The 1,847-nt window shown below is 46.2% G+C and carries 1 protein-coding gene; it reads right to left on the reverse strand.

Features of this window, described 5'->3' with window-relative positions; translation table 11 throughout:
* Positions 1-1,847, reverse strand: a 1,847-nt coding sequence (locus KZ793_RS09305) for a hypothetical protein (RefSeq protein ID WP_225815081.1), incomplete at both ends; no start/stop codon positions are given.

The following is a 1,847-nucleotide window of genomic DNA, read 5'->3' on the forward strand; positions in this document are numbered from 1 at the left end:
CATCAAATAAGCTGACAAAATGCTCTTTTAGCAAGGTGGCGATATTTCCCCAGCTAAGTACCCGGTTACGGTGGGACAATCGGGCAGGGATTCGTGTCAGGAAGGATTGCTCGGTTTCTTGTGGTCGACCGTTCCAAGAGGCCCAGGGTTGCGTGACGCTGCTGATTGCAACGGATGCGTTGACCGGTTGTTTAATGCTGTTGGCGGTCAATCCGTTGATAAAGTGCTCCTGCTCAACGGCTTCTGGGTTGATTAAAGTCGCCGTGGTGGCGTTATACAGCAGGCCCTTAATGCGTGGGTAATCTTGAGGATCAGTCTGATCAGTTATCTCTGCTTTTAGCCAGTATCGTCCCGCTGGCATCAAGGCAGACTGATTTGATGCGTCCTGTGGTAATAAGGTACGCCAGATACCCCGGTCAAACAGGTGACGAGTTTGATCATCAACTAATTTATCCAATTTGCTCCAAGTATTGCTGGTATTGAGGTAAGACCAGGATAAATTGAGCGCTTTAAAACCGACTAGTTGCCAATAGAGAGATAAAGTTTGCCCCGGCAGTACACCCGTAAAACCTAAGTAGAATGCTTCATGGGTGAGTATTGGCGTTTCTGCGTTTGCATTCCCCCAACCAAAAGGTGTCAGAGGATAAACGGAGAATTGCTCAGGTTTAGCTTTGGCACTGAATTGAATCTGCAACGCACTGATTTGTGGGGTATAGGGTAAATTTTTACCGGCAGGGTTTTGCCAGTATTGGGCATGCATAAAATCTTGTCCGGCCAGTTCTATGCGTATTGAAGCAGGCCAGTCATTGGGTGAAGGGCTATCTGCGAGAGGGTAATCCATTTTCGGTAAGGTAAATTTCAGGCTTTGCCCTTGCGGTTCGTTATCTCCACTGAATAATGACTGGAGTCCATTAATCGTCTTTCTTTCCTGAGGCGTGACTAGATAGCCCTGTACTTTAAATGCGCTATTATCAGGTTCAGGGTTGTACCCTTTATACCACTGTTTAAAACTCTTGGTAGGTAAGCCAACCCATTTAGGAGTCAGGGTAAGCGTCGCATTTTCGGAACCATACCATTCTGGGGCAACCAGATTAAAGCCGGAACCTGATAATGGCGATTGACCAAAGGGGAAACTGGTGGTGTCCGCTTGTTCGATACCACTGTCAGAAGCATAGTGCACATTGCGGTTGCCGTTAACATTGATTTCAATACCGGTAATTTTGGGCAACGTGGGTTGCTGAATGGTGCCTAATGTTAATACCGGTACGTCGAATGTCATGCTATCAAGGTTATCTGGCGGGCTGATAGGATCGTCAGTGGATGATAATTTAAGTTCAATATTCTTGTTGTCGATAAGTTTTACTGACAATGATAACCAGTGATCTTTTGCACTGATTTTAGCGGTGAGATGTTCAGCTTTACCTTGCCAATCGTTTTCCAGCGTCAATGTGATATGACGTTCTCCAGCGGACATAGCAAATAAAGATGAGGAAATCAGATAACCGGATAGAGCCGGCACGTCATGGGTTGTTGGGCTAAAAAGTTGGATACCATTTTCAGGTAATGCAATGTTATCCGAGAGGTTAAAAGGTATTGCCGATTGCCAGCTGTTGTCACCGTTTTTTCGATACCAACGTAAGTCGGTTAGCTCCCCTTGATTCGCCAATAAATCCATGTCTGACGCATATTGTAACGGGTTTCCGGCGCTATCCTGCCCGGCATCAAACAGCGTGCCTTGTGGTACCAGAAATTCCGCGTTATTCGTATTCAGGGTAATACCGATGGCAACATTATCCGCCTGGGCGTTTTTGGGATTCAGCCCCAGTAATTCCCGGTAATAAAGATCA

It is taken from the genome of Photorhabdus antumapuensis, from assembly GCF_020387775.1.
Classification (GTDB): domain Bacteria; phylum Pseudomonadota; class Gammaproteobacteria; order Enterobacterales; family Enterobacteriaceae; genus Photorhabdus; species Photorhabdus antumapuensis.